At 47.8% G+C, this 25,566-nt stretch carries 28 protein-coding genes and 1 pseudogene; 8 read left to right on the top strand and 21 right to left on the bottom strand.

Annotation, left to right across the window (positions count from 1 at the left end):
- Positions 1 to 68 precede the first annotated feature (68 nt).
- From IPM31_06740 to IPM31_06755, 4 genes are all read left to right on the top strand, one after another.
- On the top strand, positions 69 to 2,255 hold the full coding sequence (locus IPM31_06740; GenBank protein ID MBK9006677.1) for a hypothetical protein: 2,187 nt from the start codon (positions 69 to 71) through the stop codon (positions 2,253 to 2,255).
- Positions 2,256 to 2,376: 121 nt separating this feature from the next.
- On the top strand, positions 2,377 to 3,507 hold the full coding sequence (gene rffA / locus IPM31_06745; GenBank protein MBK9006678.1) for a dTDP-4-amino-4,6-dideoxygalactose transaminase: 1,131 nt from the start codon (positions 2,377 to 2,379) through the stop codon (positions 3,505 to 3,507).
- Between the two features lie 197 nt (positions 3,508 to 3,704).
- Positions 3,705 to 4,520, top strand: coding sequence for a hypothetical protein (locus tag IPM31_06750; GenBank protein MBK9006679.1), 816 nt, complete (start codon positions 3,705 to 3,707; stop codon positions 4,518 to 4,520).
- A 99-nt stretch (positions 4,521 to 4,619) separates the two neighbouring features.
- Positions 4,620 to 6,608, top strand: coding sequence for a hypothetical protein (locus IPM31_06755; protein ID MBK9006680.1), 1,989 nt, complete (start codon positions 4,620 to 4,622; stop codon positions 6,606 to 6,608).
- Positions 6,609 to 6,761: 153 nt separating this feature from the next.
- Here IPM31_06755 and IPM31_06760 read toward each other — a convergent pair whose 3' ends face one another.
- From IPM31_06760 to IPM31_06840, 17 genes and pseudogenes are all read right to left on the bottom strand, one after another.
- On the bottom strand, positions 6,762 to 6,866 hold the full coding sequence (locus IPM31_06760) for a DUF559 domain-containing protein (protein MBK9006681.1): 105 nt from the start codon (positions 6,864 to 6,866) through the stop codon (positions 6,762 to 6,764).
- A gap of 20 nt (positions 6,867 to 6,886) precedes the next feature.
- Positions 6,887 to 7,258 carry a DUF5615 family PIN-like protein gene (locus IPM31_06765; GenBank protein MBK9006682.1) on the bottom strand — a complete coding sequence of 124 codons (372 nt, stop codon included), beginning with the start codon at positions 7,256 to 7,258 and terminating at the stop codon, positions 6,887 to 6,889.
- The gene (locus tag IPM31_06770) at positions 7,255 to 7,506 is read right to left on the bottom strand and encodes a DUF433 domain-containing protein (GenBank protein MBK9006683.1); all 252 of its coding nucleotides are present in this window, start codon (positions 7,504 to 7,506) and stop codon (positions 7,255 to 7,257) included. Before IPM31_06770 ends, IPM31_06765 begins: the two co-directional genes overlap by 4 nt.
- A 147-nt stretch (positions 7,507 to 7,653) precedes the next feature.
- Positions 7,654 to 8,043 (bottom strand): hypothetical protein, encoded by a 390-nt coding sequence (locus IPM31_06775; protein MBK9006684.1) that lies wholly within the window; start codon positions 8,041 to 8,043, stop codon positions 7,654 to 7,656.
- Between the two features lie 3 nt (positions 8,044 to 8,046).
- Entirely contained in the window at positions 8,047 to 8,349 is a 303-nt protein-coding gene (locus IPM31_06780) for a DUF559 domain-containing protein (GenBank protein ID MBK9006685.1), read from the bottom strand.
- A 92-nt stretch (positions 8,350 to 8,441) separates the two neighbouring features.
- A complete protein-coding gene (locus IPM31_06785) occupies positions 8,442 to 8,675 on the bottom strand; it encodes a hypothetical protein (protein ID MBK9006686.1) in 234 nt (77 codons plus the stop codon).
- Between the two features lie 62 nt (positions 8,676 to 8,737).
- Positions 8,738 to 9,878, bottom strand: a pseudogene (locus tag IPM31_06790) (ISAs1 family transposase).
- Between the two features lie 52 nt (positions 9,879 to 9,930).
- On the bottom strand, positions 9,931 to 10,218 hold the full coding sequence (locus tag IPM31_06795; protein MBK9006687.1) for a DUF559 domain-containing protein: 288 nt from the start codon (positions 10,216 to 10,218) through the stop codon (positions 9,931 to 9,933).
- A gap of 286 nt (positions 10,219 to 10,504) precedes the next feature.
- The gene (locus IPM31_06800; GenBank protein MBK9006688.1) at positions 10,505 to 10,780 is read right to left on the bottom strand and encodes a BrnA antitoxin family protein; all 276 of its coding nucleotides are present in this window, start codon (positions 10,778 to 10,780) and stop codon (positions 10,505 to 10,507) included.
- Positions 10,743 to 11,018 carry a BrnT family toxin gene (locus IPM31_06805; protein MBK9006689.1) on the bottom strand — a complete coding sequence of 92 codons (276 nt, stop codon included), beginning with the start codon at positions 11,016 to 11,018 and terminating at the stop codon, positions 10,743 to 10,745. Before IPM31_06805 ends, IPM31_06800 begins: the two co-directional genes overlap by 38 nt.
- Before the next feature lie 290 nt (positions 11,019 to 11,308).
- Positions 11,309 to 12,280, bottom strand: coding sequence for a DUF3883 domain-containing protein (locus IPM31_06810; protein ID MBK9006690.1), 972 nt, complete (start codon positions 12,278 to 12,280; stop codon positions 11,309 to 11,311).
- The gene (locus tag IPM31_06815) at positions 12,264 to 14,219 is read right to left on the bottom strand and encodes a DEAD/DEAH box helicase (GenBank protein MBK9006691.1); all 1,956 of its coding nucleotides are present in this window, start codon (positions 14,217 to 14,219) and stop codon (positions 12,264 to 12,266) included. The genes IPM31_06810 and IPM31_06815 overlap by 17 nt, the downstream gene beginning before the upstream one ends.
- A gap of 2 nt (positions 14,220 to 14,221) precedes the next feature.
- Positions 14,222 to 15,040 (bottom strand): hypothetical protein, encoded by an 819-nt coding sequence (locus IPM31_06820; protein MBK9006692.1) that lies wholly within the window; start codon positions 15,038 to 15,040, stop codon positions 14,222 to 14,224.
- Complete coding sequence (locus tag IPM31_06825) at positions 15,013 to 15,654, bottom strand: hypothetical protein (GenBank protein MBK9006693.1); 642 nt, start codon at positions 15,652 to 15,654, stop codon at positions 15,013 to 15,015. The genes IPM31_06820 and IPM31_06825 overlap by 28 nt, the downstream gene beginning before the upstream one ends.
- On the bottom strand, positions 15,651 to 17,360 hold the full coding sequence (gene dcm / locus IPM31_06830) for a DNA (cytosine-5-)-methyltransferase (GenBank protein ID MBK9006694.1): 1,710 nt from the start codon (positions 17,358 to 17,360) through the stop codon (positions 15,651 to 15,653). Before dcm ends, IPM31_06825 begins: the two co-directional genes overlap by 4 nt.
- A gap of 7 nt (positions 17,361 to 17,367) precedes the next feature.
- Entirely contained in the window at positions 17,368 to 17,811 is a 444-nt protein-coding gene (locus tag IPM31_06835; protein MBK9006695.1) for a very short patch repair endonuclease, read from the bottom strand.
- 45 nt (positions 17,812 to 17,856) lie between these two features.
- Positions 17,857 to 18,471 (bottom strand): NYN domain-containing protein, encoded by a 615-nt coding sequence (locus tag IPM31_06840; protein MBK9006696.1) that lies wholly within the window; start codon positions 18,469 to 18,471, stop codon positions 17,857 to 17,859.
- 321 nt (positions 18,472 to 18,792) lie between these two features.
- Between IPM31_06840 and ettA the strand changes: the two genes are divergently transcribed.
- A complete protein-coding gene (ettA, locus tag IPM31_06845) occupies positions 18,793 to 20,463 on the top strand; it encodes an energy-dependent translational throttle protein EttA (protein MBK9006697.1) in 1,671 nt (556 codons plus the stop codon).
- A gap of 188 nt (positions 20,464 to 20,651) precedes the next feature.
- Positions 20,652 to 21,146 (top strand): hypothetical protein, encoded by a 495-nt coding sequence (locus IPM31_06850; protein MBK9006698.1) that lies wholly within the window; start codon positions 20,652 to 20,654, stop codon positions 21,144 to 21,146.
- A gap of 175 nt (positions 21,147 to 21,321) precedes the next feature.
- On the opposite strand, the gene IPM31_06855 is transcribed toward IPM31_06850, so the two are convergent.
- From IPM31_06855 to IPM31_06865, 3 genes are all read right to left on the bottom strand, one after another.
- On the bottom strand, positions 21,322 to 21,531 hold the full coding sequence (locus tag IPM31_06855) for a DUF2283 domain-containing protein (GenBank protein ID MBK9006699.1): 210 nt from the start codon (positions 21,529 to 21,531) through the stop codon (positions 21,322 to 21,324).
- Positions 21,532 to 21,534: 3 nt separating this feature from the next.
- The gene (locus IPM31_06860; protein ID MBK9006700.1) at positions 21,535 to 21,771 is read right to left on the bottom strand and encodes a hypothetical protein; all 237 of its coding nucleotides are present in this window, start codon (positions 21,769 to 21,771) and stop codon (positions 21,535 to 21,537) included.
- Positions 21,772 to 21,996: 225 nt separating this feature from the next.
- Positions 21,997 to 22,809, bottom strand: a complete 813-nt coding sequence (locus tag IPM31_06865) for an SDR family oxidoreductase (protein MBK9006701.1) — start codon at positions 22,807 to 22,809, stop codon at positions 21,997 to 21,999.
- A 298-nt stretch (positions 22,810 to 23,107) separates the two neighbouring features.
- Here IPM31_06865 and IPM31_06870 point away from each other — a divergent pair, with 298 nt between their 5' ends.
- Positions 23,108 to 24,328, top strand: a complete 1,221-nt coding sequence (locus IPM31_06870; GenBank protein MBK9006702.1) for an NAD(P)-binding domain-containing protein — start codon at positions 23,108 to 23,110, stop codon at positions 24,326 to 24,328.
- Positions 24,329 to 24,388: 60 nt separating this feature from the next.
- Positions 24,389 to 24,793, top strand: a complete 405-nt coding sequence (locus IPM31_06875) for a protease inhibitor I42 family protein (GenBank protein ID MBK9006703.1) — start codon at positions 24,389 to 24,391, stop codon at positions 24,791 to 24,793.
- A gap of 196 nt (positions 24,794 to 24,989) precedes the next feature.
- On the opposite strand, the gene IPM31_06880 is transcribed toward IPM31_06875, so the two are convergent.
- Positions 24,990 to 25,496 carry a hypothetical protein gene (locus tag IPM31_06880; protein ID MBK9006704.1) on the bottom strand — a complete coding sequence of 169 codons (507 nt, stop codon included), beginning with the start codon at positions 25,494 to 25,496 and terminating at the stop codon, positions 24,990 to 24,992.
- Positions 25,497 to 25,566: the final 70 nt, after the last annotated feature.

The raw sequence follows: 25,566 nt of genomic DNA on the forward strand, positions 1-25,566 counted from the left end.
ATGAATTTTTTTCATGAGAATCTGTGAAACCCGTGTTATCCGTGTACAAAAATGGATTTGAGAAACGAATGCCAAACACCCGTGAACTGTATTTGCGATTGCTCGTCATCGCGCTTGCCACATTTTTATTAACCGCCGCCAGCCTTGAATTCTATAACATCACATGGGGGACAGGCGAATGGCTGGGCTTGTTTTCGCTTAAGTGGTTTGTCGCGTTTGTGCTGTTCGAGTTGTTCTGCATACTCTGCCTCGAAGGGACGATCCTCGCGGCTTGGCGCAATGAAAAATTCAATTCTGCGCTCGCCCGCGTTGCGAAACTCCGTAACAAACTTGGCGCGTTGCGCTGGGTGTTGAGTGCGGTCGTGCTCGTCCTTCCCATTTGGATCCTGCAATACACCGCCTGGGGACTCGTCCTGCACGGACAATATCTCCGCTGGCTGTTGTGGGCGGTCTCTGCGATTCTGCTCGGCTTCTTGTTGACTCGCTCTGATGAAAACGCGATTGAATGGCTTGGGATAGTCTCCGCGTTGACGCTGATCTCAGGTGCGGCGGTCTTTATCCTCTCGCTGGGTAACGTGACAAGTTATCCGTTCTCGCTGGGCTGGTCGGAGGGAAATCGCTGGTGGGATTATTCGATCATGTTCGGGCGCGACATTTATATCTACCCCGAAGACAAGTCCATCCCTGTGTTGCTCGATGTGGGCAGGCAGTTCATCGGCGGGATTCCGTTCCTGCTCCCGAACGTCACCATCATGCAAGCCCGTTTGTGGACGGGACTGGTAAACGCTGTTCCATATTTCATCCTCGGTCTCGTCGCGTTCAAGTCCGCGCAATTTAAACGCTGGCAATGGATTCTCGTTTCGTTGTGGACGATGATCTTTGTGCTTCAAGGTCCCATCCACCCGCCGTTGTTGTGGTGCGCGATCTTCGTCGCGTTCGCGTGGGGCAAACCGTTGTGGCTGGCAGTTCCGTTGATCTTTGTCACAAGTTATTTTGCGGAAGTGAGTCGCTACACATGGATGTTCGCGCCAGGCATGTGGGCGGCGATGCTGGAGTTCAGCAGTGCGTCAAAATTAACCGCTAAGAGCGCGAAGAGCGCAAAGAAAGATTTAAAACTTCGCGCGCTTAGCGGGCTTAGCGGTTCGACGGATCGTACCGTCTGGGCGCGCGCAATTTCAGTCGGCGTGGCAGGCATACTCGGCGGATATGCCGCGCCGTTCTTTATCCCCGCGTGGATTACTCGAATAACGACGTTAATCGCAGGTGGGACAGAATCGACAGATGTCTCCAGTCTTGGTTCGGGTGTGACGTTGTCGGGCGTTAGTTCGGAGGCGGGTTCGCAAGAGTTGTTATGGTATCGCCTATTCCCGAATGCCACATACCCCGAAGGGATTTTGCTCGGCTTACTGTTCGCGGTGGTGCCGTTGATCGCGGTTCTCGTTTATTTATCTGTGACGCGGCGCTGGGCGTTGACCTTTTTGCAGAAACTCGCGGTCATCCTGCCGTTGCTTGCGTTTCTCGTCGTCGGCTTGATCGTCAGCGTGAAGATCGGCGGCGGCGGCGACCTGCACAACATGGACATGTTTATCATCGGCTTGCTATTCGCGGGCGCGATGGCGTGGCATCAGTCGGGCGCGAAATGGATTCTCGAAAGCGCCGCCTCGCCTGTGTGGATGCGACTCGTGTTGCTCTTCATGGTTGTGTACCCCGCATATTACCCGATGAAATTTCTCGCGCCGAATCGCGTGGCGGAGGAAGATATGACGTGGGTGATGACTCTCGCCGACATCCCGCCGCAAGGTCCGTTCCCTGAATTGCTTCCGTATGAAAATGATTCAGATAAGGCGTTGAAAGATATCCGCAACGCGATCGAGGAAGCCGCGCCGAACGGCGACATTCTTTTTATTGACCAGCGGCAACTGCTCACGTTCAAATACGTCACGGGCGTTCCGCTTGTGCCAGAGTATGATAAAAAGGTGCTGATCAACGAAGCGATGAGCGCGAGCGAATCGTATTTTCAAAATTTTTATCGCGACCTCGCCGCGCATCGTTTCTCGCTCATCATCACCAACCCCCTCCACGAACGGATTCAAACCGAAGAAGATAATTTCGGCGAGGAAAATAATGCCTGGGTCGAGTGGGTTTCCGCGCCTGTGTTGTGTTTTTATGAACCTGTGAACACGCTGAAAAAAGTTAGAATCCAATTGCTCGTGCCGAAAGAAGATATTTCAGCGTGCGCGAAATATTTGGAATAATAGACCTTTTGCCAAAGTCTTTTCGCCACAGAGCGCGCAGAGAAAACAAGAGTTTTTTCTCAAAGGTCTCTGTGGACTCTGTGGCTGAGGAATAGATCAAATAGTTCAAGGAGATCAGTTAATGCCCATTCCATTCAACCGACCCACCAACGTCGGCAACGAACTCGAATACATTCAGCAAGCCGTTCAATCGTCGCATCTTGCGGGCGATGGGAACTTCACTAAAAAGTCGCACGCGATCCTCGAAGAAGCGATGAACGTTCCCAAAGCGTTGCTCACCACCTCCTGCACGCATGCGCTGGAAATGTCCGCGCTGTTGTTGGATTTAAAAGAAGGGGATGAAGTCATCGTCCCTTCGTTCACATTCGTTTCGACGATCAACGCGTTCGTCCTGCGCGGCGCGAAAGCGGTCTTTGCCGACGTTCGACCTGACACGCTCAACCTCGACGAATCCAAGCTGGAGGCGTTGATCACGCCGCAGACGCGCGCCATCGTTGTCGTCCATTACGCAGGCGTCGGCTGTGAAATGGACGCGATCATGGAGATCGCGAACCGTCACAACATCCCCGTCATCGAAGACAACGCGCACGGACTGTTCGGCAAGTACAAAGGCAAAGACCTCGGCACGTTCGGCGTGATGGCGACGCAGTCCTTCCACGAGACGAAGAATCTCACGTCGGGAGAGGGAGGCGCGTTGCTGATCAACGACGAGAAATATTTTGAGGACGCCGAAATCCTGCGCGAAAAAGGGACGAACCGCAGTCGCTTCTTCCGCGGACAGGTGGATAAATACACGTGGGTGAATCTCGGTTCGAGTTATCTGCCCTCCGAAATTCTCGCGGCGCATTTGCTGGCGCAACTCGAGAAGCGCGAGGAGATTCAGTCCGCGCGAAAACGGATTTGGGAAACGTACTACAAGGAACTCGCCGACTGGGCGGAGGAGAACCACGTGCAGATGCCGTTCGTCCCCGCGCATTGCGAACAGACCTATCACATGTTCTACATGCTCTTCCCCAACCTCGAAGCGCGGACAAAAGCCATCGCTCACCTCAAAGAACGCGGCATTCAAGCGGTGTTCCATTATTTGCCGTTGCATCTCTCGCCGATGGGTGAGAAGTACGGCGGCAAAGCAGGCGATTGTCCCGTCACCGAACAGGTCAGCGACCAATTGATCCGCCTGCCGTTTTATACGAACATGACCGAAGATGAACAGAAGACCGTCATCGCCGCGTTGAAAGAATTTTCCGTTTGATTCCTACCTCGGTGGTTGAGTAGTCCTGAGCGGAGTGGCGCGTGATGTTCGCGCCACGAAGTCGAAGGACGTATCGAAACCACAAGTATGCATACAAACTTTTGTTACGAAATTACTTTACGGCGTGGTGGTCTCGATACGGGCTTCGCCCTACTCAACTACCGAAGTACGATTGAAAATAATTTTTGGTTTTTTCATTGAACCTCTCCTACCTCCTCCCTCGCCTCATCCGTCACTTCATGCCCGAAAAACTTGTGCGGGCATTGTTGTTGCGGAGCATCATCATCCGCCCTGGGCTTGAAACGAGCAACCCGTTCGCCGCCGTCCAACGTTACGCGGATGTGCTGTCGGCGCGCGGACTCTCGTTCAAAGATAAACGCGTCCTCGTCTTCGGCTACGGCGGTCGCTTCGACATGGGCTTCGGCTTGCTGAAAGAAGGCGCGGAACATGTCATTCTGTGCGACAAGTACGCGCCGCCCGATGAACCGCACAACCGTCGTTTGTATGGCGCAGAAGATAAATATTTCTTCGCCGACAAAAGCGGATGGCGTCCGCGCCCTGAGTGGATGACCTTGCTCGAAGATGACATCCGCGATCTGCAGAAACGCGGCGACATCCCGCCAGTGGATTTTGTGTTGAGCAGTTCGGTCTACGAACACGTGGACGATGTGGAAGGCATCACGCGCGCCCTCGCCGCGTTGACCAAGCCCAACGGTCTGCACATCCATTTTGTGGACTTGCGCGACCACTTCTTCAAATATCCTTTCGAGATGCTGAGGTTCTCCGAAAGTGTGTGGAGGAATTGGCTGAACCCGTCCAGCAATCACAACCGCTATCGCTTGTGGAATTATCGCAAAGCGTTCGAGGATTGTTTTGCCAATGTCGAGATCGAGATCCTCACCAGTGAAAAAGATGCGTTCATCAAACTTCAGCCGCACGTCAAACCCGAGTTCGTCAGCGGAAACATGGACGAAGACACCGCCGCAACGATTCGGGTGATTGCTTCAAGGTAATGTCATTCTGAGCCGCGCTCTTGGTTTTTGCGGCGAAGAATCTCCACGATAATCTTGGAGACCCTTCGCTAACGCTCAGGGTGACATGCCCAAGAATTTATGAACCTCATCACCCCTCCCTCCCGTTCAACATTCTGGCGCGTGATCCTCATCATCACCGCCGCGCTTCCTCTCCTTTCGATTTGGAATCTCATTAATCTCGCCGCGAAGTTGGATGTAAATCTTTCAACACAAACCTCATGGCAGGCGGGGATCGCCGCGCTTGCGATTCTCGCGTTGCTGGCGCTGTTGGGGCTGGGAGTCAGTTTCACGAAAGCGGGCGACCAGCTATGGGGTCGAGTCGAAGCGTTGGGTTTCATCCAAAAAAAGTTTGGCATCGTTATCATCGTCGTCGCATTGGCGGGCTTCCCGCTTGTCATCGCAAATTCTTTTTTTCAACAAATTCTCGGCGGCGAGGCGTGGGTGCGACTGCTCGTCTTTTGGATGTGCGCGCTCGCGGGCATGTGGGGCGTAAAAATTTTTCGCAAAGAAATCGATTGGTCAATCGCGCTGATCGTGTTCATGTTGTGTCAATCGGTTTTGCTTTTGCTTCTCGCCAACATTTCATCCATCACCGCGTATCCGTTTTCGATGGGCTGGTCGGAGACGAGCCGCTATTATTATCCGTCGCTGTTTCTCTCGCGCAAAATTTTCGGCGAACAATTTGCATTGCCGATCCTTCATCCAACATTGCACGCGTTGCTCGCGCCGCCGTATTTATTCGACGCGCCGTTGTGGGCGCATCGTTTCTGGCAAACGTTTTTGCGACTCGCGCTCGCGGGATTGATCGCGCCCGCGTTGCTCTCGCGCCTCTCGATTCAGAATCGCGGCGTGAAAATTTTTGCAGGCATGTGGATGATTCTCTTTGTGTTGATGGGACCCATCTATTTGCATTTGGCAATCCCCGTGCTGATTCTCCTCTGGATATTCTCGCCTCATTCCTCGACGCGGGCTTGGTTCGCCGTTCTTTTGGCTTCTCTCTGGGCTGGGACGAGTCGCGTCAACTGGTACGTGGTGCCAGGCATGATCGCCGCCGTGTTGTATTTGTTGGAAGTGCCGTTCAACGGAAAAAATTTCTGGCGATATATTTTCAAACCCGCTTCATGGTTTTTCGTTGGGACTCTAACCGCGTTCGCTTCGATGCAGATCTACATCGCCTTTTCGGGCATCCCCAACCCCGAAGATTTTTTCACCAGTTTATCGTCGCCTTTGTTGTGGTATCGCTTGTTACCGAATGAATCCTACGCGTTCGGCATTTTGCCCGCCGCAATTTTTGTCTCCCTCCCAATGTGGATCGTGCTGTACGCTCAATTCCGCTCCCGCCGCGCGGACTGGCATCCCGTGCGAATATTTTTCATCGTTGCCGCGTTGCTCGCGTTGTTCGTCGGCGGTCTGATCGTCAGCCTCAAGATCGGCGGCGGCGCGGACCTGCACAACCTCGACGCGTATTTCACCATGCTATTGATCGTGTTTTCGTATTTGGTCTTTGCTCGGTACACGCCTGAAACACGGACTGCGGAAACACGGACTGCGGAATTCATTCCGCTACCTTGGGGCAACGCAATGTCAGTCATTGTCATCCCCATCCTGTTTTTGACTCAATCGAGCATCGCCTTCAAAACCTACGACCCCTCCCGAACCGACGCGGTCTTGCAAAGTTTGCAGTCCCACGTGGACGAGGTCAATGCGGACGGCGGCGAGATTCTCTTCATCACGCAACGGCATCTCATCTCAATGGGAATGTTGCAGGATGTGACCCTTGTCCCTGAATACGAGCGTGAAGAACTGATGGAAATGGCGATGTCGAACAACGAGGAATTCCTCGCTCACTTCAAGGAAGAGATGGAATCCCAGCGCTTCGACCTGATCGTCGTTGACCCGCTGACGTTCAAGATCCTTGCCCGCCGCCGCGCGTTCTCAGAGGAGAACAACGCCTGGGTGCGCGGCATCATGCGCCCGATTCTGTGCAACTATCGGCTTGAAGAGTCCTTCCCTGAGGATGAGATCGCTTTGTATGTCCCGCAGGAGGGGGAGAGGGTGTGTCCGTAAACTGGTTGATAAAAGGCGAAGGCTATGTCGATGATTGGGAATCGTACGTGCCGATGTTGATCAGTGTGCCGACCTTTCGAAACACTTCGCGATTAACTATGGCCACATCGTACCGAAAAAGATTTGATATATGCCAGCCAGAGTTAGCATTCTTTAGAAATCAACGATGAATCCCGCAATAACCTGTTGCTGTCTAAATCGAACTCCCAACTTCTTCGCGCGGACTTCCTGCCACAGAATCTTCTCGGCAGGCGTCATCTCGCGGCGGAGTTCTTTGACTATTCAAGCTCAATGGGCAGGTTTCTTATCCGTAGACTTTTATCGGAAAGAGAAACGATTGCGCCTTCGTTCAACGGAGATTCAATTTCACTCCAGGCAATGTCAAAACGAGACATAATCTCATCTGTGCGTAAATCTCGTACCCGCAAAATGAGCACCAAGGGCGCGCTTTCGCCAGAAAAAGCCAGCAGATTTCCATAATCCAAATCATGTGTCAGTATGGTCTCGCCTGTCTTTTTGGCTTCTGCAACGATCTCAACATCCTTTGAACGCGACATCCCTATATCGCCCGCATGACGACAAACATGACCGCGCTGTTGTAACGGCGCGGCCATGTCACGATTGACGTTCATGTTGAGCAGAAAGTTCATCCCGCCACCGACCCAGGCACGGGCAATACACTCTCCTCCATTGCCCACGAAGCATATGCCAATGCCTGATAAATATCATCGGTTTCCAGTTCGGGCCACGATTTGAGAATATCTTTGATCCCCATCCCCGAACTCAGATAGCCCAACACCGAAGCGACAGGCATCCGCATCCCGCGAATGCACGGCTTCCCAAAGCAGACTTCAGGGTCAAGGGTAATACGGTCAAATTTGTAATGTCGAATTTCCATCTTGGACTCCTTTGCTTATGCCAGTCCATATTTTACCCGTTTACAAGGTTGGAAATCATGTTGGTTTCGTCAGAAATGGCTTTATCCTCCCCACCACCGCGGACCGCTCCGCGTCCTCACCACCTCATCATTCCCAAAACAAACGCCTTAATCCCACGGATAATCGTACCAGCCTGAAAATTCATTGTAGATTTCATCGGCAATACTGTAATGCTCGCCGCGTTTGCTGACTCTCTTATATTCCACACCCGCATCCTTGAACAACCGATCCACAACATCATGGATTAATTCTTTGATGGAATCAGGATCGCTTGTATCAGTTGCGTCAATCAATGACATAGCAACCGAGTGCTCTTTTTCGTTCCTGTGTTTGATCTGCATGGACTTATCCACAGCGTATTCCAACATCCCCGCGACAACGACCGAAAGACGATGTGTCCGCCCGTTCGGTACAAGTTCACGGAGCATGTCCACCCACACATCGTAGGTTTCTTTTCCAACGACATCTTGTAGACTTCTCTTGGATTTCCTTGGCATGGATTAACTCTCTGACGAAATCATTGCTTTTATTTTGTTCACCACCGCGGACAGACTCTTCACCACCTCATCATTCTCGAATCTGACAATCCCCAACCTCATCTCGTGTAAAACTTTCTCCCGCCTCTCATCCTCCTCCTTCTGCAAATCGTGGACATCCCCATCAACTTCAACGACCAACGCCGCCTTGTGACAGTAAAAGTCCACGATGAACCCCGCGATGTCTTGTTGCCGTCTAAACCGAACTCCCAACTTCTTCGCGCGTACTTCCTGCCACACGCTTCGCGGTTTCTCGGCAGGAGTCATCTCGCGGCGGCAACCACGTCTACTTCTTCGTTGATTTATCCAATAATTTAACCGCCCAGTCCAATTGGAGAGGAGTTAGCGTTCCGAAACCCTTAATTGTCTCTGGCATCTAGATACTCCAGGAACCGCCGCCATAGGCTTTCGATCTCTTTTGGCAAATTCAACTGGTCAAGTTCCCGCCTGATTTCTTCCAAATCCAGTGCGCGGACATCCTCCGCCCGCCCGCGCATCAAGGTCTGACGCAACAGCCAGCGTTTCTGGAACGGATCACTTAAATCAATCGTGTCCGTGCTCCATACAAGGTGACGTGGAGGATGTACAATCATTTCAATGAGATGTTACCACGAAAATTTCCTGCCAAAGCCAACTCTCTGTAGGGCAATCGCATCTAAATCGGTGAGGCGAGGACTTTGAGGAGGTAATCCTGGTTCCAAGCGGCTTGGAGTTGCTTGGCATGCATACCGCCTTTGGCGGTTTTCTCCTGTTTGAGCAGATTGAGCGCAATGTGGCGAAGGACGGCGAAGTTTTCAGGAGCTTGATCTTTACGCACACGACTATGGTCTTCCCGCAAAGCCACATCCAAGACCCAGTGCAGTTCATTTTCAATCGCCCAGTGTCTGCGCACCAGATGTAACAATCGTTTCGGGTGACTGGGCAGGCTGGAGATATAGTAGCGTACTGTTTTGGTTTCCTTGCCAGCCACGTTCCGCGTGCACACGAGCATGACAATGCTTTGCAGACCAGCCAGTTTTCTTTGTTACGAATCAAGTTTAGATAGGCAGGATCAGAGGTACTCCAGCATTCTCGAATTTCTATGCGCCCATGTCCCTTATTCGCTGTCTTGTCATAGTCCAGGGAAGCATATTTGAAGTTGTGGGCTGATCGACCGCAAACACGACCGAAATATCTTCAAACAGACGCCCCTGGTTCTCTTTCACACTCAAAACATAATCTGCCTGAGCTGCGACGATGGTTTGGGCAATATTGGTTTGGGTTCCTATGGCATCTATGGTCACAATACAGCCTGCAAGCGCCAGAATCTTGAGTAATTCGGGGATGGCGGTGATCTCGTTCGACTTTTCGTCCACTTTACGCTGTCCCAGAACAATCTCGTTTTCTTCCGCCCAAGCGCTGACCATATAAATGGCTCGTTTGCCCAGTAGCCGATCCTGCGAGCCACCCAAACGCTTCCCATCAATATTGATGATTTGCCCTGGGATGATCTCATTGACTGCCCAGACCCATTCGTAAAACGCCAACTGGAACTGTTGGGCATCCAACTTCGAGAAGACCCGACCAAAAGTGTCATGCGACGGGATACCATTCGGCAATTCAAGAAACGTGCTCAGCCAGACTATCTTGCTATTCCCAAAATGCTCAATGTCCGTCCAGCCTTCCGCTCCACAGATCACCGCACATATGGCGATGCTGATCAAATCTATGAGTTTATGTTCCTTCGTTCGATCCACCCGCGGATCGCTCACTTTGCTAAAATGCTCGGCGATCGCCTCCAATGGCTTCTTTGTCATGGCTACCTCCTTCAAGATAGCCCTTTTTTACCTCAATTTAGATGCAATCGCCCTACAACTCTCTGATTCTCCCCACCACCGCGGACAAACTCCTCATCACCTCATCATTCCCGAATCTGACAATCCTCAACCCCATCTCAGTCAACACTTTCTCCCGCCTGGCATCTTCCTCTTGTTGCAGGTCATGTATATCCCCATCCACCTCCACAACCAACGCCGCCTTGTGACAGTAAAAATCAACAATGAATCCCGCGATGACTTGTTGCCTCCTAAACCGAATCCCCAACTTCTTCGCGCGGACTTCGTGCCACACGCTTCGCGGTTTCTCGGCAGGCGTCATCTCGCGGCGGCTCTCCCTATTTTCGCTCTTTGAAAATGGGGAGATGTCCGAGGGACAGAGGGGTCGCGTTGAAGTTTTTCTTTTGTGACGCGTTGACCTGGGATGATGTTTTTGACTGGCACAATGTTGTCATTTTAACCCCTCTCCCGTCTCCCCCAAGGGGGAGAAGCTAATACCAACTTGAAACAAAACATTGACTTGGAAAGTCGTCAATCGCCGCATTTGGGGAAAGGTCTATTACGATGCATGCACGAGAATAGGAAAATGCTGGCACGCACTCAAATAACTATCTCTGATGTTCTTGCATGTATGCGCGCAATAATAGATTGATTTTTGTTTGATAGCCGCGTCCCTGCTTTTTGTACCATTCCAATACATCGCTATCCACACGCAAGGTCAGTTGCGTTTTTGTGCGCGGCTTTAGACCGCGCCGCACAATGGACTTTGCAAACATTTCAGGCGTAATCGCTGGCGCGTCGGAATAATCAATGTCTTCGTCCTTCATTTTGTCGAGACGAACAAAATCAGTTTGAGATTTCGTTGAAGTAGGTTTCTTCTTCATATTTGTTTGCCTTTCGGGCGGAGATGATACGGATAACCGTTTCAGATTCGGTGTGGACAACCATAATGATGCGGGTCTTTAGCAACCCAAGCGTTTGATAGCGCGTTTCGCCATATTCAAAGCGCTCGTCAATGACAGTGACGGTATCGAGTTCGAATATCGAAGGGACGTCGGCAAAGTCAATGCCATGTTTGCGAATGTTGATCAGCCGCTTATTTTCGTCCCATTCGAATCGCATGCCCGTATTGTAGTGTCAAATTGGCAATACGTCAAATGAATGCTTTAGAACAAAGGGGAGAAGCCCAGACGTCCTCAAACAAAACTATCCTTGGAAAGCCGTCACAATCATCAACCGACCAGCCCCTTCCTTTGGAAAATCTTCACAGCCCTCACGCAACCAGCCCCCTTCCCATTTGGGAAGGGCGGGGGGATAGGTCGCTCAACACGCCGAACAATCACCACAATCGGGGAAAGGTCTCTCCCTCCCTTCCCTCCCCCGTTTGGATTGGACTTGATGAAAATATCGTTTCACTCAGACCACTCTATTTTATATTTGTTAACCTCTACAATCCATTGACTGCCATTCAAAACATTTTCATAAGGATCTTGTAACATTAGAGGAACATACTCATCGTTGCCGACCTTGTCTCGATTAACTAGATACAACCAATAACTATCGCGTCTTCTTTTGGCAACCAAAAATTCATTTCTCGACCAATAGAAATACGGCTTATCGCCAGCATACGATTTCACTTCAATGAATCTATTATGTTCAGTATCGAAATTATTGTTGTATGAAGCAATATCATAGCCTTCATTTGCTACATATTCAGCAACCCATTCTATGCGGTCTTTTCCATTCAATCTTTTTCCCTCAAATGCCAAAACAAATTTCTCTGCTTCTTCTCCATATACTTGTTGCTCTTCCATTGCTCTTTCAAGCTCGTCTACCCCAATTTTTCTTCTTTTGATTTCAGGAAGGACAGCTTTATCAAATATTTTTCTAAACCGAGAATTAATTATGAAATGTTTAATTTCTGGCGCAGGATGATATCTAATTACATCAAAATCAATCAGCAACTGTTTGAAGTTTGAGAACTTAAAACCAAATGCGCTATTACTTATTTGAAATGATTTGTAAATAATATCGTAAGATAAATATTTAGAGTTGAATATCTGATGAAAGTCATCATCATCGACGAGCGCCTTGAACAGGTATTCAACAAACCTATCCTTCATTTGTGTTTCGCTCTCTAATGAGTCGGAGAGTTTCTTGTCAATGAATAAGTAGCCGTCTTGAAAAAATAGCAGGTTGATTTTTATTGCCAGTTCTACGCAACCATCAAAAATTTTCCTATCATCAACGATTCTGTTGTAAAACAAATGATTAACATCATCTAATTTCCACTCCGCCCCTGAGTTTTCATTAAGGGCTTTTAGTAGCTGGAAAAAATAAGATGGTGTGCCAAGATTATCGTAACGCTTAAGTTCTTTTAGCATAATTGACAATCAGGTCTTTTATGATGTCTGTGTCATCGTCGTTGTCTATCCTGTTGAACAAAGGAATCTCGTCATTGATAATCTCTTCCATTCTTTCTATCTTCAAGCGTAAGCGGTTGTCAATTACTTCGTCAATAGAATTTTTTGAAATGAAATAATAGTAATTTGTTTCTTGGGTTTCAGATAATCCAACCCTATGAATTCTATCTTTTGACTGCAAAAAGTTGGAGCAGTTATAATCTCTTTCAAGATATATAGCGTTGTGGCACCCTCTGTGCAACGAAATAGACTCAGCTACCGAAAAGGGATTGGCGATGACGACTTGAAACTCAAGATTGTCAGGATTGTTGAATTTTTCAATTGTCACCTCTCTCTGCGCTTGTTCAATTTTCCCAATAAGAAGACGTGATGTTATTTTATTTTTTTCCAAGTAAAGTTGAAGTTCTTCTGCGTTCTGAACAAAAATCGTCCAAACGATGACCTTTTCTCCTCTGGGAAGAATGTCCGAATTAATGAGTTGAAGGATTTCTAAGAACTTTTCTGGTGTTTCGCGGACAGGGTAATTTTTTACCTTTTCAATGAATTCAGAATCGCCAATATACTCATCTGCATCTTGTGTGATCTTATAGTCTGGGTCAAATTCTTCCAGAGATTCTTGTAGAGGTCTAAACAGTAATGAGGGGTTTGTAGATGCTTGCCGTAGCCGTATAAGCCTTGCTCTATTAAGAACATCCTTCGCTGTCGCCGAGTTATCTTTTTGAAACGAAGGAATATACTCCGACTCTATAAAATCATAAATTTCTCTTTGTATCACGTTCATGTTGACGGGTATTATTTTTTCATGAATTGGAGGAAGATTTAAATCCTTTTTTTTGATACGAATGAAGAAAGGAGATATATTTTCTTTCAGTCTTTGCACCCTAGCGCTTTTTGGCAAACTATTTTTGGTCATGTCCTCTAGATTTTGGTAATGAAATTGGAGAATCTCTTTGAATCTGAATGGGTAAATAAATTTATATAAGTTGTAAATGTCCTGATAGCCATTCGGGACAGGTGTCCCTGTCAGGACTATTCTCGATACTGCATGTTTAGATATTTCTGTGACACTTTGTCCCCAGACGCCTTCTGGATTTTTTATCCTATGCGCCTCATCCACTATTACCATTGTTTTGTTTCTTTTCAGAAAGTCAATAATATCTGATAGGTAATTATCCACACCACCATGAAATATTAAAGTGAGTTCAGAAGGCTTTGAAGAATATAAATGCTCCAACTTGCCATCCCTCGTTACCTCGTTATTCCCAGATATTCGAAAAGAATTCACAACTTTGCCAAAACAGTCAATATATTCATTCTCCCAAGGCGCAAAAGATGATATAGGACCGATTACAAGAAGTTTGTCAACATACTTGGGGTCTTCATGGGGGAGACTATTTAAATAGGCATATGCTCCGTATACTATTGATGTTTTACCAGATCCTGGAACCGAGAAGTTGCAGACATTTTGGGCAAAAGCCATGTGAAAAGCTGAAAGTAGCTGCAAAGGATACAATGATCTTGCCAATCTGCTTTTAAGCGTTCTTTGAAAGTTGTCAAATTTCTTAACTAGGTCTGGGGTTTCATCAAATTCATCATTACGTATAGACCTTGCCGCGCTGGCAAAGTCTGCAAACGATCGCTCTTCTCTGTTGTAATTTTCGACTTCCTTTTCCGCACCACTAGATAATGTTGCATCATAATCAAACTTGGTCAGGATTCTTAATATTTCCTGCAAAGTTTGTATCTGGGTTTCTTTTTGATAAGGAATCAGCAAATCATCAGCATCGACAGAATACTGAAGTCTTGAAAAAGAGATTTTCAATCTCTTGTTTTCAAGCAATTCGGACGCTCGTCTTTTTAATATGAACGAGTGCAGATTTACATCAATGGATATATTCATTGTCACAAATTCTTATTGATCTGATAACTTAATTGCTGTATCTTCTTGGTTTTAGAAACAACTTCGTCAAGTTCTGTTTCTGGTATTTCCTCAACATTAATCGACTCCAACAGCTCAATAACATGAGAAAGCACTCGTGAGGGTGACTTATCCATCAAAGATGAAAAAACTTTTTCTCCAAGCAATTTAACCAGTTTTTGAACATCTGGCTTAGCGAAAGATGGATGTCCAGTTCTGATAGCTTCAAAAGTCGAAGTTGCTTTTCTTACTAATTTTTCTGGCTGATCGGCAGCCTGATTGTCTTTTATCCGATCTTTATGCTCATTGAGATTGTCTAAAAATTTACTTTCGTCTGCGTCAAACTTCGAACTTTCAAAAAAATCATTGTCTCTACTGTCTAGGTGTTTTTTCAGGTTATTTGAATTGTAGTCAATCGGGGTTTCTTTAGGAAGTCGACGGAATGTCTCAAAATGCTTTTTGCTAAAGCTCCGCCATATATCTTTATCTCCAAAAAAATGATTCTCGCTATTGCCATCTGCTAAAATTCTGAACTCTTTTCCGTCATAGTGATTTCTAATTCTTAAATAATCAAAGGCTATCGCCTTTAAGTCGTCAACATCTTCATTTTGATAACCGTCAAATGCTTTTTTGCTTTCTGCACCATAAAAACCGTTTAACCATTTAGTGAGAAACAAAAATTGGTCTTCTCTATCATCAAGCTGAGTATATATCCCATCGTACTCTAAGTACTCCAGATATTCATCCATAACAGCCATGGTTCTAAGGTATTTCCCTATTTCTCCTGGATTTTCCCCATCCAATCAGAGATCTTTGTTATTGCACCATCGTCAAGATTTTTCAAATCTATTTCTTTTTGGCTTGTAAGACGCAAATATAATTCTTTTGCCTTTAGATATTTTTCAGTCGCATTGTAACCAAGTTTTTCATCTTCACCTAATTGATATCTTGTTTCAAGTTCTTCGATTTCAATTGGGTTTTCTTCTAAGGTTACTGGTAATACTACTGCCTTGAAGTAATCGTATTTTCCTGATTTTTTGAGCAACATAACTCGCCTGTTGCCGTCAATGATTATTCCATCCTTTGTAATGATCCCAACTTTTTCTTGCCCAAAATCAGAGATACTTTTGAGAGTTTTTTTGTTTCTGTCCTCTCTAGAATTCCAAAGGAGATCTGCAATAATTTCATCTCCTTTAGGTGTAGTCTCATCAATTTTGCGACCTTGTGTTTCAAGAGATTTGGTTCTGCTTAAAATCCTACCATTGTATTTATTGTAGACCAATAAATCTAAAGGAATTTTGTAAACATTCATTGGCACTAAATCATCCTGCCAGGGAATCTCTTGACGCCCGAAAGGGTTATCCTTTTCTCTGTCAATAATTTCTTGTATTTTTCGAATGCGAGTTTCTTTGTTCATTTTTTGTCTCCATTTGCGACAGAGCAGATTTTTTTAATTGCATACAAAGCCATAAGTTGTTTTTTGGGCACAATCTTTTTATAGATTAAAGGGTAATTGCTTTTTTGTTCATAATTTGGCGATTCTAGCTCAAATGAATTGATGATCTCGCCAACTGCGTCAACCAACTCGACTGGATTAAGATATTTCCCTTGATTTTTTTGATTCTCATACATCGACTGCAATTTTTCGGCGTCAGCGATTTTGTTTGAAAAGCCATTGTTTATCATTTCAATAAACTCTGTCCCGTTCTCGAAGCCAATAATGATCTTTTCCAGCTTTTTGAAATTGCCATCCGAAAACTTCTGTACAGGAAAACCTTCGCCTGTTCCATATTGAACAGAAGTGCGCCACTTTAATTTGTCGCTGGTTTTTTCTTCAATATCATAATTCGATAGAGTAACCGTAAGATTTCCGTCTTTGAATGGATGTCTTCTGAATCTTGTGCCCTTTTTTTTCTTCGGCGGGTTATCGAATACTTTTCTGTGAAACGCATTCAGATTTGGTACAGTATCTAATGGCTTTACAGGAAAGTATTCTGTGAACTCTCCTAGTTTATATTCTTTTCGAACTTCTTTGGCAAAAGCTCTACTTATCGGCGGACAAACTGCATTTCCTACTAATTTCCATTTGTTTCCTTCAGAACCGATGAATTGATAGGTTATAGGAAACCCCATCAAAGTAGCGGCTTCCCTAACTGTGAGGGTTCTGTATTCGCCGTCTCCAATCCTATTGCCTTCGGAACGAAGAACTATTGCTTCACGAGAATTTCCAATCTTGGTAGCCGTAACTGTTCTGCTCGGGCGATCTTCTCGCTCGGGAAAGAACATAAAGCCCATATAGGGATGATTTGTTTTTAGAAACTTTGAACCTTCCCAATCAGCCTTGTACAAACCAGTATCGTAAAATTGATCGGTCAGCTCTGATGTTTTGATCTTGATATTTGGGTATAAAGGGTCAGTTATTAGATTATCAGATTTTGGCGAGATTGGACTTGGTAGTTTTTTTCTGATGAATTCTAGTGTTATGTGCTTTGGCAAAGATTCGTTCTGGTCAGGTGGTTGGTGAGTAGAAGCGGGAGCTATATGCTTCTTTGCTTTAATGATTTCACCTGAAAATACTCTAACTCGTGATTGAGGCGCTCCATAATTAGCTGCGTTTAGCACCGAACGGTTGTTTTCAAGGGAAACAGCGATTGATTTGGGGTCATAGTTATGTTCTATAGCCCAACTGCTTAGTCCTAACTGTTCAAACGAATATTCTCTAGGAAGATGTACTTTTGAATTAGTTACATTTTCCATGAACCAAGCTTTTAATCTGGACTTTGGTTTGTATTTTTTTACTGCGACAATCCGTAAAAAAATTTTTGTAAGTTTGAGTCCTAGGGATTTATCAGCTTTGCCTGATTTGTTCGATGAAGAAAAACTAACACACGGCGGGCTTCCTAAGATTATGTCAGTATCAGGCAGTTCTTCGATTCGTTTGATGGAAGTTGCAAACTCTAATATATTTTGCATTTCACAAGCTAAACCAAAATTGAAATTAAAAGTGTCAATTGCAGGCTTCCAACTATCGATGCCTGCAACTATCTTGAAACCTTGTTGCCTAAATCCTTCTGAAAAACCACCAGCACCACAGAAGAAATCTATTACAGTGAAATCAGTCATCTATTCCTCAATTTACTGACAATACTTTCTTGACCTTTGCAACCGATTGATTAGGGTGCTTTTTAATTTGACATTCCCAGATAGTCAATACTCTCCAACCATCTTTGCGTAACGTTGCGACCTTCTCTTTATCTCTACTTTTGTTTTTGGCAAATTTTTGTTCCCAAAAATTTCTGTGGGTTTTAGGGAGGCGTGGTTTGCAATATGGACATCTGTGCCAAAAGCATCCGTTTATAAAAACGGCGATCTTTTTGCTTGGAAAAGCAATATCAGGGCTTCCTGGCGCTTTTCTCCAGTTTAATCTATAGCCTCTTATACCTTCATGTGAAAGCAACTTTCGTAATGTGATTTCAGGTGTTGTATTTTTTGCTTTATTAGCGCTCATAGCCTTTGAAGTGATGTCTTTCAAAGGGATTGGAGCTCTTCCATCGCGAAGATACGTATCGTTCATATGACTATTACCGTCTTGGCAAGTTCATTGAAAGAAAATAAAGACCTACCAACCCGCAGGCTTTGAGAATTGTCCGTCTTTATCACTCAACACATCTGGGAACAGACTGTTCTTGAGAACCGTTCCTCGAATTTTCTTGACGAATTGAACATGCGGTAATAACGCCACACTCGTATGCTTTTGAGGGTTGAGCAAACCAACAGGCTTATTGAATTGCTGTGTGACGACCTGAATCGGCAGGAGTAAGTCTGAATCATTCGAGACCACTACCGCCAGTTCGTAATCGTTTCTAAAACCATCCACCAACAAATGTGTGGCAATATTGACATCCGAACCCTTTTCCTCCGTCTTCATAACTTTGGCATAGCCGCTTCCGATGGGCGAGAGCGGCATTTTTACTTCGTGAGATAAAAATGTTCCAAGAATGATTTCAAGGTTTGGGATGGTTTGCAGGGCGCGTAGGAAAAGTTGTTGGCGCACAGGCTGGTCAGGGTCATTGGGGCGGGCGGAAACGAGCGCTGTGAAATATTTGATTTTGTGGATTCGATCATTTGGGAGCAATAGACCGCACATTTTCGACACATCCAGCCAATGATAGGATGTGTCCTTGATACAGCCATAGTATAGGTTGAAGCCGTCAATGTAGATGTTTGTTTTCATATGCCCTTAAACACAGAGACCGCCGTGAGGCGGTCTCGCACCAGGTTCGTCGAAACTACTACTGGGGGATATGCCTCTATTATCGCCACAAATAGCGTGACTGTCAAGCAAACATTTTTTCTATTTTACTCGAAATATCTGATGCCCCCGTGCGGCTAACAGCGTAGCACAAATCCCCTCGAAACCGAGCCAACCTCCAGTTAAGAACGAAGCGAAAAATTCATCATTCCTCATTCTTCATTCTTCATTCTTCATTCCATCTGATACAATACGCCCGCCTTACTAATCTCCAATCTCTAATCATCTAATCTCTGGAACCCCATGTCAAACGAATCCCTCGTAATCTACTCCATGAACAAAGTGGGACGCATAGTCCCTCCCAACAAACAAATCCTGCGCGACATCTCGCTCGGCTTCTACTACGGCGCCAAGATCGGCGTGCTGGGGCTCAACGGCGCGGGCAAGTCCACGTTATTGCGCATCATGGCAGGCGTGGACAATGACTACATCGGCGAAATCTCGCAATCCAAAGGCTACACCGTCGGACTGCTCGAGCAGGAACCCAAACTCGATGAAACGAAAACAGTCATCGAGGTCGTGAAAGAAGCGGTCGCCCCCATCGTCGAAATGCTCGCCCGCTTCGACGAAGTCAACGCCAAGTTTGCCGAACCCGATGCCGACTTCGACGCGCTCGTCGCCGAACAAGCCAAACTGCAAGACTCGCTCGACAAACACGACGCGTGGAATCTCGACAGCCGACTCGAACTTGCGATGGACGCGTTGCGCTGTCCGCCGAGCGACTCGCCCATCAACATTTTATCGGGCGGAGAAAAGCGCCGCGTCGCCCTCACCCGACTCCTGCTCACCGAACCCGACATCCTCCTGCTCGACGAACCCACCAACCACCTCGACGCCGAATCGGTGGCGTGGCTCGAACATCACCTGCGCGACTACAAAGGCACCGTCATCGCCGTCACGCACGACCGCTACTTTTTGGACAACGTCGCGGGCTGGATCCTCGAACTCGATCGCGGCTACGGAATTCCGTACAAAGGAAATTATTCCTCGTGGCTCGAACAAAAACAGGAGCGCGTCCGCCTCGAAGAAAAATCCGAATCGAAACGACAGAAGACTCTCGAACGCGAACTCGAATGGATTCGCATGTCGCCCAAAGCGCGTCAATCGAAGGGACAAGCCCGCGTCAACGCCTACGAAAAATTATTGGATCAGGAAGCCGAAGCGCGCCGCGAAAATTTGGAGATATACATCCCGCCTGGTCCGCGCCTCGGTGACGTCGTCTTTGAATTTGATAACGTGAGTAAATCTTACGATGACCGCCTCATTCTCGACGGGTTTTCTGCTACAGTTCCCCCAGGCTCTATCGTCGGGATAGTGGGTCCGAACGGCGCGGGCAAGACGACTCTGCTGAAGATGATCACAGGCAAAGAGACTCCCGACAGCGGCTCGATCAAAATCGGCGAGACCGTCAAACTCGCCTACGCCGATCAATCGCGCACGCTCGACGCCGATAAAACCGTCTACGAAGAAATCTCGCAAGGCGCCGACACGCTCGAACTCGGTAAACGAAAAATCAACGCCCGCGCCTATTGCGCCTCCTTCAACTTTCAAGGCACAGACCAGCAAAAGAAAGTCGGCGTGTTATCAGGTGGCGAAAGGAATCGCGTCCACTTAGCCAAGACCCTCACCGAAGGCGCGAATGTTTTGCTCTTAGATGAACCCACCAACGATTTGGATGTCAACACCCTCCGCGCCCTCGAAGAAGCCCTCGAAGAATTCGCAGGCGTTGCCTTAGTCGTGAGTCATGACCGCTGGTTCCTCGACCGCATCTGCACCCACCTCATCGTCTTCGAAGGCGATTCCGTTGCAAAAATGTATATTGGGAATTGGTCTGATTACGAAGCATTCATGCAAGAAAAGTTCGGGAAAGACCTAACTCCCCATCGAGTGAAGTATCGAACGTTGAAACGCTAGTACCGCAAAGTTCACTTTGCGCTCGCGCAAATCGCAAAATAAATTTTGCGGTACGTGAAGCGCTAGTACCGCAAAGTTCACTTTGCGCCGCGCAAATCGCAAAATAAATTTTGCGGCAAAAAGTACGAAATTCTTGATTTCGGTGTGTCCCAATCAAAAATTGCGCTCGCTACACTCTGGAGGTATCCATGTACAGGCTCCCAAACATATTGAGAACATTCGGTTTTCTTGCCTTGCTGGTCATGTGGATTCCTTTTTGCCTCATGTTCGCCAGCCTGCCAGCGGGTCAAATTGATTTCAAAGACCCAGAAACGATGATCCGTTCTCTCTTTACGAGCGGAGCCTTATTCAGCGGCTTTGGCTTGTTGATCATCGGACTGTTTGCCGTCTCCATAGCCTTACAGGTCGCCGCCAGCGCGTCCTCTGCCTGGATGCGGCAACGCGCCAAATCACGCGGCGAATCTGTCACGGCAAACATCGTCAAAGTGGACGCCCCCAACACCATGAATAACACAGCCTATAGAAATGTCACTTTCGATTTGGAAATAACATATATGGGGGAAACCGCTACCACCCGTATAAAAGAACACCTTCCCCGCGCACGCTACGCCTACTTCCGCACCGCCAAAACTGTCAAGGTAAAGTTCGACCCGCAAACCAAGGTTGCCGTCCTCGATGAATAGACAAAGGAACGATGATTGAAAATTCGGTAAAGATTTGACCCCGCATCGAGTCAAATATCGAACGATGAAACGCTAGTACCGCAAAGTTCACTTTGCGCCCGCGCAAATCGCAAAATAAATTTTGCGGCACAAAAAAAACCGTCCCGAAGGCTCTCAACCTTCGGGACGGTTTATCTCACGCGGACATTCCCGCTGGTATTCTTTGATAAAGAAACTCCCGCATGTCGCTGGATGCGCTGGCATGTTCAATCGTGATGCTGACCACGTTTCCGTTGCCGTCCAAATCCAGATAGATATTTTCGCTTAGTTCGCGCGTCTCCACAGGCGGGTTGGCGGAAAGCTCAACCAGCGTGGTGTCTGTATCTTCAAAGTATTTGATACGCATGGCTTACTCCTTGAAATTTCGGTCGAAGAACGCATTGTGAACAGTTTCGCCGTCCTCAAGCAGGATGACCCGCAACGCACGGTTTTCCATTTCTGCGATCCGCGCCCAACGACGAATTCTGCCGTCGGATTGAATTTCTTCACGCAGTGGGTTTCGGATAACCCGCTCGATCCATTCGTCCTGAATTACGGCGCGATCAGGACGTTGACGAGTATATTGAAAATACTGCGTGGTCTTCATTTCTACCGATTATACTTGAAGTACAAACCCTTATCGAAGATGTCTATCGGCAACTGGTCCAATTGCAAAACGACTATGCAGGAAACATTCGGCAAAGACTTAACATCTCATCGCGTGAAATATCGAACGCTGAAACGCTAGTACCGCAAAGTTCACTTTGCGCCCGCGCAAATCGCAAAATGAATTTTGCGGCACAAGAAATCATCGGCAAAGTCCGCGCCCTCATTACAAAAACGGAATGCGACGATGAAACCGCCCTACTAAAGTTTGCGTCAGGTTCGGGAAGAAGCGCATCATAAAATCTATGGCGTATGTCTCGCGCCCGATCAGCACACGCGCCCGCCTTTTCTGGATGCCGCGAATGATCTTTTGCGCCACTTTTTCCGCTGGCGTTCCCCGTTGAGCGACGAACGCCGCTTCCAAATCGCGCTTTTGCGATTCGAGCGTCCTCGAAGCGCGGATCAACTCCGTATCCACCGCGCCTGGATACACACAGGTCAGATGGATGCCTGATCCGTACAACTCCGCCCGCAAGGCTTCGCTGAATCCGCGAATGGCGAATTTCGTGGCGCAATAGGCTGTTTTCGTCGGAAGCCCGAACAGTCCAAAGTCGCTGGCAATGTTGACGATATGTCCCGCGCCGCGCTGGCGAAAGAGCGGGAGGAAAAACTTACAACCATGGATCACGCCCCATAGATTGATATTGACGATCCAATCCAGATCTGCCATCGAGAAGCTCTCGAACGGACCAGCCAGAGACACGCCCGCATTGTTAATCAACATGTCCACTCGATCATGCTCACGCAAGACTTCTGCAGGCAGGTTCTGCATCTGCTCGCTGTTGGAAACATCCACAACATGCGCCGACACCCGCCGACCCAGAAGGCTTAACTCCTCCTCAACCTTCCGCAAGCCGTCCACGTTCACATCCACCAGGGCAAGGTGACAACCGCATCGCGCCAGTTCTACGGCGAGCGCCCGTCCAATACCGCTGGCGGCGCCTGTCACGACACTCACTTGATCGGGAAACGACGCCATTTAAACCTCGTAAAATGATATGATGGGCTTACCATGCGACTGATTTTATCATCCGTAAAATAGACGATGAAACAAATTGCGATACCATCTCGACAAAAGCGAAACGGCAATGATTTAACCCCGCATCGGGTGAAGCATCGAACATTGAAACGCTAGCGCCGCAAAGTTCACTTTGCGCCCGCACAAATCGCAAAATAAATTTTGCGGTACGTGTATCGGTAACTGGTCCGATTACGAAATAACGATGAAAGAAGAGTTTGGCAAAGACTTAACTCCGCATCGAGTGAAGTGAGGAAAAATGGATACCATCGAAACGATCATCGTCGGCGGCGGGCAGGCGGGGCTCGCCACAAGTTATCACCTCAAACAACTGGGGCGCGAGCATGTGGTCTTCGAGCAGGCGGAAAAAGCGGGCAATGCCTGGCGCAACGACCGTTGGGACTCGTTCACCTTTGTCACCCCCAATTGGACGATCCAACTCCCTGGCGCGGAGTACGATGGCGATAACCCAGACGGGTTTCTGCCAAAGGACGAGATCGTCGCTTATTTTGAGCGATACATCCAGAAGTTCGATTTGCCTGTGCGGTTTAAAACGTCGGTGTTGGAAGTCGCCCCAATGGACGGAGGCGGGTATCAGGTCAGGACTGAAGCGGAAGTTTATCAAGCGAAAAATGTGGTCATCGCCACAGGTTCCTTCCAAAAGCCGAAGATTCCCGCGTTCAGTAAAAACATCTCAGCAGACATTTTGCAGATCCATTCGGGGAAGTATCGGAATCCGAGCCAACTGCCCGAGGGTGCGGTTCTCGTTGTGGGTTCGGCGCAATCGGGAATGCAGATCGCGGAGGAACTGTATCAAAGCGGACGCAAGGTGTTTCTTTGCACGGGTTCCGCGCCGCGCGCGCCGCGTCGGTATCGCGGTAAGGAGATTTTTCACTGGCTGCGCGATACCAAATTCAACGATCAGACCCCCGACAAACTTCCATCGCTCAAAGCGCGGCTGGGCGGAAACCCACAAGTGACTGGAAAGAACGGCGGGCACAGCCTGAATCTACATCAATTTGCGCGCGACGGCGTGACCCTGCTCGGTCACATCGCGGATGCGCAGGGCGGCAAGGTGATGGTGAAACCTGACCTGAAAGAAAACCTTGCCAAATCGGATCAGGGCGAGAAAAATATCGCCGCGATGATCGATAAATATATCGAAGCGAACAGCATTGACGCTCCGCAGGAATCCCTGCCTGAGTTGCAGGATGGGTATGCGGCAGAGATCGTCACTGAACTCGATCTGAAAGCCGTGAATGTCCATTCGATCATCTGGGCGATGGGCTATACCTCTGATTACAGTCTGGTGAAACTGCCCGTCGTTGACGAAGACGGCTTCCCCATTACACAGCGCGGCGTGACGCAATACTCAGGTCTGTACTTCATTGGCATGAACTGGCTGAGCACGCGCAAGTCTGTGACCATGATGGGCGTGAGAGAGGATGTGGAATTTATTATTGCAGACATGACGAAGTAGTTCGCAGTTTTCCAATTGCTTCGCGCTGAATTCCCGTTATACTCCTGCCCAGAGGCTTTTATGAAAAAAACTTTCGCTATAATATTGCTCGCAAGTTTGCTGATAGGTTGCTCCACACTAACTCCAACACCAACTCCAAACCCGGCAGGCAACACCAGACCCGCGCTCACAGACCCTGCTCAACCCATCGAAGTGCGGGCGGGTGATGTATTCCACATTGTCGTTGACTCAAACCCATCCACGGGCTATCACTGGGACATTGTCGGCGAACTCAGCGGAGTGGAATTTGTCTCCACCGAATACACGGCAGACGAACCGGTCATGCCCGGCTCTGGCGGCGTGGATGTGTGGACCTTCAAAGCCGCTTCCGCAGGGCAGACGCAGATCACCCTCGGCAGTTATCCGCCTGACCCGAATGTCACTGAGCCTGCTCGAACCGTTACCTTTAGCATCGTGGTTCAGTGATCGCTTACAAAAAGAGACAGTCACTTTCGAAAGCGACTGTCTCTTTGATTCTGAGCGTTTGATTACCTTACACAATGCTTTTGGGACGCAGAAAAACGCTGATTTTCGCTGATTCAAAAATAATCATCTGCGTTTTCAGCGTGAATCAGCGTCCCGATTTTGAAAGTGTAAGGTAATCAGTCTGAGCGTCTAATTTCTATTTCACCACAATGAAGAAATTATTGGGCACGTGGAATGAGAAGCCGATATAGGTGATCAACGCGGCGGCGAAAGCGATCCAAACGAATGCTTTGGCTGTGGGGCGAAATTCGACATTTTCTAAATTGTCATCCAGGCTAAAAGCGAAAAACAAGCCAACGAGAGTTAGCGCCAGCGAGTAGGGAAGTTCAAAACTACCAAGACTGATCCCCAAGGCATCGGGGATGAACCAGATGACAATGGACATCCACGGGAAAGACGAGGCGATCAACATGCGCGAATACCAGAAAGTGGGTTTCAAATCCTTGCGGCGCAGGAAATAGTCAATGACGCTCACAACCAGATAGGCATAGAAATACATCTTCATGTGGGCGTAGACCGATTCGATGCCTTCGCCGAGGATCGCCGCGAGAGTCCCGCCGCCCAAGATATCGTAGATCTGATGGAAGACGACAAACAACAAGTAGCCTGCAATCAGCTTCCACCACGCAAAATTCGGTTTCATCACACCAACTCCAAAGGTGAATTTTCTTATTCGATCCCTTGCTCAACCACACAGTCCATAAGGCGCTTGA

The sequence above is a fragment of the Candidatus Defluviilinea gracilis genome (assembly GCA_016716235.1).
Lineage (GTDB): Bacteria > Chloroflexota > Anaerolineae > Anaerolineales > Villigracilaceae > Defluviilinea > Defluviilinea gracilis.